Genomic DNA, 7,118 nt, shown 5'->3' with positions numbered 1-7,118 from the left:
CCATGTACGAGGCCAAAAGCGCGGGTAAGGGCCGCATCCGCATGCACCACCCCCAGCCACAGGACGTCTGCAGCGGCATGCTGAACCACTGACGACGCGACGCACATGCATCCACTCTGATCCCTTCACCATCAGTCATGTATTCCGATACGCCCCGTTTCATATGGAGTCGGCGGTATGCCCCGGGGCGGTTCAGCAAAGCCTGGCAGGCAGGTGGACGCAGTGCACTCGACGTGCCTGGCTGCACGTTGCCCCCGAGGCGAAGCAAGTCGTCCTCGCCACGCGAGCCCAGCGAGAAGCCGAACTCCCAAGACTCGGGGGTCCGTTCAAGCTGGAGCCCGGCTGTTCCGCAGAAGGGATGCCGCTGCGCACCCACGCCCAAGTGCCGTCACGTACGATGCTTCCGTAGCCGCAAGTGTCTGGTACGTGGAAGCTTCCCGGACCCGGCTATTCGCCGAGCCATTGTCATTCCTGAAGGGGTGGGTTTCGTCAAGGGTGGTATATCTGCTGGTTGTTGATGGTTCTGGGCAGCGTTGACCGGCTCGCGGGCAACGGGTGAGGTCGGCGAGCGTGCGGGCCGTAGACGAAGTCCCGGTCGGACAGGTCACGGGCCTGGAAGGCGGCGTGGTCGTCGCTCCACTGCTTCGTCAGCCGGGTGACGGTGGCCGGCGACAGCCCGGCCGCCGAGCCGAGGAACTGCTCCAGCGCGGGGACGAAGTCCCCGGACAACAGGCCGTGCAGGTAGAGCAGCGGCAGCACCTCGGAGATCTGCGGCGACTTGCGGCACCACGGCGGCAGGATCTTCGAGGAGAACCGCTTGCGCTCGCCGGTGGCGTCGTCGACCCGCCGGGAGCCGGAGTCGGTGGAACCCTCGGCGGTGACTACGCTCAGCATGGGCGTGCCGTCCCGACCCGCGCTGCAACGCAGGTCTACTCGGTGACTTCTCGATCAATCACCTGGGAAGGTACGCCCTTCGCGCGCTCCCGAGGCTGATCCACAAGTCCTGAGCATTGCTCGGCTACTCGACGTCCGCCGCGTTGATCTCCGGGGCGGGTGCGTGAAGTGTGTTACTCACCGATCTTGATCAGCGTGCCGGAAGGCACTTCGCCGTCGAGGTACAGAGTCCTCGGCCGGCGCCAAGGTGCCCTTCCTGCTGGACAAATCCACTGGGCGCAGCAGCGCTTGGTGCAGGCCCTGAGCGGGTGCAGGCCCTAAGCGGTATCGGCACCCTGAGGGGTCCGTCACCAACGCCTGCAGCGCGTCGCAGGCGGAAGGTACGCGCAGAGGCTTGACGGGCAGAAGGTAATGGCAAGCGGTACGTCGTGCCTCAACAGCGGCCCGCTCCATGCTTCTTCATGCACCTGTGCGCCCCCGTAGGTAGAGGATTCGGGGAGCCGCCGGCGGTCTGATTGGGCAGGACTTGAGTCGAGTCCCAAGTTGGTGAACCATTCACCGATTCGTGTGCGCCAGATGAGCGAGGTGGTTATCGATGAGCGATGTCGTGCCTCAGCCGGAGCGGTTATGGACCACAGGTACTGCACCCGGCATATTCCCCATTATCGGCCACGCTATTACCCTGTTCCGCCAGCCGTTGGCATTTCTGACTTCTTTGCCCGCCCACGGCGATCTGGTAGAGGTACGCCTGGGTCCCCAACGCGCCTGGATGGCCTGCCACCCCGGGCTGGTCCACCAGATACTCATGGACCCGCGCACCTACGACAAGGGCGGCCCACTGTACGACAAACTCCGGCTGCTGATGGGTGATGGCCTTGTCACGTGTGATCAGGAGGCGCATCGACGGCAGCGCAGGCTGGTTCAGCCGAGCTTCCGTCCTTCCCGTATCACCGATTACGCGGAGACGATGGGAGAGGAAGCAGAACTGGAATGCCGCCAGTGGCAGGCCGGGGAGTTCGACGTCAGCGGGGCGCTGATGGCACTGACGACGCGGGTGACCAGTCGCGTGCTGCTGTCCGACTCACTCGATGCCGCGACGGCCGCCGAGGTGCGGGACTGCCTCGCCATCATCGTCCGCGGTCTGTTCGTCCGTATGGTCGCGCCGATCGAAGTGCTGTTCCGGATCCCCACACCTGCGAACCGCCGCTATCGACGTGCGCTGAACCGACTTCACACGATCATCGACTCGGCCATCGAAGAACGCCGAACGGGTGCTCCCCGCAACGATCTGCTCGGGACGCTTCTGGCGACGGGAGGCGGCAGTGGAGGATCGACGAGACTCACCGAACAGGAAGTCCACGACCAGCTCATCACGTTGCTGCTCACCGGAGTCGAGGCTCCGGCGCTGTGCCTGGCCTCCGCGTTCAGGCTGCTCGCCGCCCACCCGGAGGTGGAGCGCCGCGTACACCGCGAAGTCGACGCGGTTCTTGCCGGTCGTCGGCGCCCCCGCCCCGACGACTTACCGCGTCTCGTGTACACCCGATGCGTCGTCGACGAGACGCTGCGCATGTATCCACCCGGCTGGCTCTTCACCCGCATCACCACCACGGACACGAACCTCGCCGGGCGCCGTCTGCCCCGGGGCACCACCGTCCTGTACAGCCCGTACCTTCTCCACCACGATCCGGCGTCGTTCCCAGACCCCGACCGCTTCGTCCCCGAGCGTTGGTTGCCGGGGCGACAGGCGACCGTACCGAGCGGCGCGATGCTGCCCTTCGCCGCAGGCAACCGTAAATGCATGGGCGACACCTTCGCCATGGCGGAGGCCACACTCGCCATCGCCGCCATCGCCAGTCAATGGCGCCTGCGCTCGCTCCCCGGATGCGCCCGGCAACCGGTCCCCGCAGTGACTCTGGGGCACAGGTCACTGACGATGATCTGCGAACCGCGCCCGCGCACGCGGGCGGGGGAACCGTCCCCGGAAAGCTCTGTCGCACCAACGGTTCAGGGCGTCCGCCAGGCCTGGCAGGACTCCCGAACGGCAGGTGACGAAGGTGTCCGCGACGCGTGAGGGCATCGCGGCGACATCGCAGAGTGGAGTTCCTCCTGTGGGCAGTCTGAAGGAACTGATCGAGGCCAACCTCTACATGCCCTTCCCGTTTCTGAGTAACCCCCATGAATCCGCAGCCGCGGCAGGGGTCGATGAGTGGCTGTTCAGGATGGGGCTGGCCGACGATCCAGCGGTGGTGGCGATGATCGCCTATACGCGCCCCGCCGTGCTCGCCGCCTACAACAGCCCCACCATGAACGCCGACACCCTGCAGATCGTGGCCAACCAGATCGCCTACCAGTTCGTCTTCGACGACCGAGCCGAAGAGCTCGGTCGTCGGCGGCCGAGCTCACTGCTGCCCATGCTGTGCGAGAGCATCGGGATTTTGCGGGACGACCAGTCGCCCAGTACTGCGCTCGGTGCAGCCCTGGCCGATCTCTACCGGCAGGTTCAGGAACGGTGTACACCCGCACAAGCCGCGCGATGGGCATGGAACAGCCGCGAGTACGTGCACGGCCTGTTGTACGAAGCGGTGGCCCAGACCGACTCCGCCCACGCACGGATCGGGCCGTCCAGTTCGATCCGTTCTCTTACCGCCGGCGTTCAGCCCTTCTACCCGCTGTGCGAGGCCGCGCAGCACGGCGAGATCGCCCCCGACGAGCTCCATCACCCTGTCATGCGGCGCCTGGGACGGCTGTCGGCCGATGCGGCGGTATGGATACCTGACCTCTACTCCGCGGTGAAGGAGCAACGGACAGGCGGAATGATCAATCTGGCCCTCGCCTACCAGCACGAGTTCCGCTGCTCCCTGCCGGAGGCCGTCATGCTGGCCATCCGGCAGATCAACAGCACGATCGGTGAGTTCGAGAAGCTCTACGGGGAGATCAAGCTGGAGTTGAGCCCCGCGGGCGTCGGCTATGTGGAAGGCATGGTCGGCTGGATCCGCGGCTGCTACTACTGGTCCCGCACCGTGCCGCGCTACGCGGACACGGCAGCGGTCGCCGTCTAGTCAGTGAGCGTCTGGGGCGGTCGGCCCGCAGGGTGCGCATACGAGGTCTGGGCGCTCCAGCAAACTGGTTGCCTGGAACTGCCAGGCTCCCCAAGAAACACAGGTATACCCCGAGGGCTGGGCTCAAAACCGCCTTGGCGGGCGCTTCACCCTTTCTATTCGCATTTTCCCAGTACAGCTACTGAGCGTCCATGGGAGCGTACTCTCAGCGCTGTCTATCGGGGTGTGCTGACAGGAAAGTAGCAGGGACATGGCGGACGGGCTGCTGCAATCGATCGGGAAGCACCGCACGTTGCTGGAGCGCGACCGAGAACTCCGCGCACTCGACTCTGCGTTGTCGGACCTCTGTGATCCCGTCGACGGCGCGGTGCGAGCACGGCGTGGTGGACTGCTTGCCCTTGCCGGTTCGGCCGGACTCGGCAAGACCACGCTCATGGCGGAAGCGCGTGCCCGCGCAATGGCGCTGGGATGCACGGTACTTTCCGGAAAGGGTGGCGAGAAAGAGCAGGAACTGGCTTTCCGGGTGGTTCGCCAATTCGTGCAGCCGACTCTGGCGACGATGGGGGAGACCGAACGCCGGGCCTTTCTGGGCAGTTGGTACGACGTCGTCGCCACCGCTCTCGGTCTCGAGGCAGAGGACACCGGCCGTGTGCCGGACCCGGTCGGGGTGCGTGACGGCCTTGATTGGGTCATGACCCGCCTGGCGGTGACGGAAGCGCCTGTCGTCCTACTGTTGGACGACATGCACTGGGCCGACGTCGAGTCCCTGAGTTGGCTTGCCGCCTTCGCGACACGGGCCGAAAACCTTCCACTGCTGATCGTTGTCGCCTACCGTCCCGACGAACTGCCCCCCGAGGCGACCGCGTTCCACACGCTCGCCGAACGCCACGGGAGCCGTCCCTGCAATCTGGCGCCACTCACCGCCGCCGCCGTGACGCGGATCGTACGGGACGAGCTGGGTGAGGCCGCTGAGGACGAGTTCTGTGATGAATGCTGGACAGTCACCGGCGGCAGCCCCTTCGAGGCCGTCGAACTCGCTGTCAGACTCGGCGAGCGGCACGTGAAGGGTGAGCAGGACGACTTGCCCGTGATGCGGGGCCTGGCTTCGGCCGTCAAGGGCGCCGGACTGATCGAGCGCCTGCATCGGCTTGGGCCGGCCACCGTTCGCTTCGCCTGGGCCGCCGCCGTACTGGGCACGTCCATCTCCCCCGAACTCGCCGCCACCATCGCGGTGATCGGCACCGAGGAGGCCGCCGAGGCGATCGAGAGGCTGCGCGCCGCCCGCTTCCTGGCCGACGGCTACGGGCCCCAAGGCGGCCTGCAGTTCGTGCACCCGCTCATCGCCACCGCGGTCTACCGGTCCATCCCCTCAAGCCTGCGGGTCGGTATGCACAACACGGCCGCGGAGGCCATCCGCGCGACCGGACTCCAGCCCACCATCGCCGCCCGCCATCTGCTGGAAGTCCCCTGCGAAAACAACCACGAGGCGGTCGAATGCCTCCGGCAGGCCGCCCGTGAGTACCTTCGGGCCGGGGCGCCGGAAGCCGCCAGGCGCGTCCTGACCCGCGCACTGCGGGAACCACCCCTTGCGCGGGAGCGGGCCGCGCTCCTCTATGAACTCGGGTGCTCGACTTTTCTGATCGAGCCCGCGGCCACGGTCGGCTATCTCCGCGCGGCATTGGCGGAGCCCGGAGTCGACCCCGACCTGCGCGCCTCCATCGTCTACCGCCTGACCCAGGCCCTGGCCCACACCGACCGAATGGCAGAGGCCGCATCCGTGGCCGCGAACGAGGCACAGCAGGCGACCAACCCGCGCATCCGCCTACGGATGCAGGCCGATCAATTCGTATGGAGCGCCTGCCGCACCGACGAGCCCGACTCGCCCGCCCGCTCACGCACCCTGGCGCGGCTCGCCGAGCGCCTGACCGGACGCAGTCTGGAGGAGCGCTACATCCTGGGGCTGAGGAGCTGGGACGCCATGGTGCGCGGCGAACCGAGCAAGACCGTCCTCGACACCGCCGAGCGGGCTCTTGGAAGCGGACTCAGCTGGAGCGACGAACACCGGGGCTTCGAGGTGCCGGTCTCGGTCGCCATGGTGTACATGTACTGCGACCAGCCACGGCTGGCCGAAGAACTGTTCATCAAGGGGATCGCCGAGTGCGAGCGGAGAGGCTGGCGCGGCTCCCACCTCGCTCTGGGCCACACTCTCTTCGGCTACATCCGCTACCGCCGGGGCTGCCTGACCGACGCAGAGGAAATGGCCCGGGAAGGCCTGCACATCGCCGACAAGGTGGAAGGGGCCGTACCCGCCCAGTGGTTCGCCATCGGCATCCTCATCCAGACCCTGCTGGCCCGTGGACGGACAGACGAAGCACGCCGCCTCGCCGACACCTACCACTACGGCGAGATCGTCCCGAACGCCGTTGTCTACCCGGACCCCCGTACGGTGTACGCCGAACTGCTCCTGGCGGAGGGACGACACCAGGAGGCGGCGAGCCTGCTGTCCCGGGTCGGAGACCGGCTGGAGTCACGCGCCTGGCGCAACCCCGCCTGGTGCCCCTGGCAGCAGAACCTGGCCTCCGCTCTCGCCCCCACCCACCCCGAACGAGCGGCCTCCCACGCCCGGGACGCCGTCAAACGGGCACGAGACTTCGGCGCGGCATCCGCCATCGGCCAGGCGCTCCACACCGAGGCCGAGGTGACCGGCGGACCCGAGGGGCTTGACCTGCACGCGGCGGCCGTCGAATACCTGGAGCGATCACCCGCCGCGTACGAGCTGGCCCGTGCGCTGGTCGGCCACGGCGCCGCACTGCGCCGGAACGGCCAGCTCCAGGAGGCCGCCGACCAGCTCTACCGCGGCCTGGAAGGCGCCGTCCACAGCGGTGCCGAGGCGCTGGCCACCCGGGCCAGGGAAGAACTCACCGCAGCCGGCCTGCGGCCACTGCCACTGCGCTACGCGCAGACAGACACGCTCACCGCTCAGGAACGGAAAGCTGCCGAAATGGTGGCCCAGGGCCACCCGGTCGCGGTAGCCGCGAAGAACCTGCGCATCACCGAACAAGGCATGAAACGGCTGCTCTCCTCCGCATACCGCAAGATCGGCACCGATGCCGCAGGCCTAGCCAGAGCCCTCAAGACCTTTCCGCGCCCCTTGCCGTAACGCAC

General features: G+C 67.2%; 3 protein-coding genes and 1 pseudogene. 3 read left to right on the top strand and 1 reads right to left on the bottom strand.

The features are described from left to right. Nucleotides 1–579: 579 nt before the first annotated feature. Nucleotides 580–885: pseudogene (locus tag ACFZDJ_RS51840) on the bottom strand (transposase); the annotation flags it as partial. 604 nt (nt 886–1,489) lie between these two features. Here ACFZDJ_RS51840 and ACFZDJ_RS51835 point away from each other — a divergent pair. The 3 genes from ACFZDJ_RS51835 (at nt 1,490) to ACFZDJ_RS51825 (ending at nt 7,113) form a co-directional block, all read left to right on the top strand. Continuing rightward, nucleotides 1,490–2,965, top strand: a complete 1,476-nt coding sequence (locus ACFZDJ_RS51835; protein ID WP_391070048.1) for a cytochrome P450 — start codon at nt 1,490–1,492, stop codon at nt 2,963–2,965. A 37-nt stretch (nt 2,966–3,002) separates the two neighbouring features. Next, on the top strand, nt 3,003–3,953 hold the full coding sequence (locus ACFZDJ_RS51830) for a (-)-alpha-amorphene synthase (RefSeq protein ID WP_391070045.1): 951 nt from the start codon (nt 3,003–3,005) through the stop codon (nt 3,951–3,953). Between the two features lie 250 nt (nt 3,954–4,203). After that, nucleotides 4,204–7,113, top strand: coding sequence for an AAA family ATPase (locus ACFZDJ_RS51825; protein ID WP_391070043.1), 2,910 nt, complete (start codon nt 4,204–4,206; stop codon nt 7,111–7,113). Nucleotides 7,114–7,118: the final 5 nt, after the last annotated feature.

This window comes from Streptomyces sp. NPDC007896 (assembly GCF_042959425.1).
Lineage (GTDB): Bacteria > Actinomycetota > Actinomycetes > Streptomycetales > Streptomycetaceae > Streptomyces.
This window is presented reverse-complemented; position numbering and strand designations above follow the sequence as displayed.

What these genes read in the sequence shown, in the direction of transcription:
- ACFZDJ_RS51835 (WP_391070048.1), top strand. Translation starts at nt 1,490, where the DNA reads ATGAGCGATGTCGTGCCTCAGCCGGAGCGGTTATGGACCACAGGTACT.
- ACFZDJ_RS51825 (WP_391070043.1), top strand. Translation starts at nt 4,204, where the DNA reads ATGGCGGACGGGCTGCTGCAATCGATCGGGAAGCACCGCACGTTGCTG.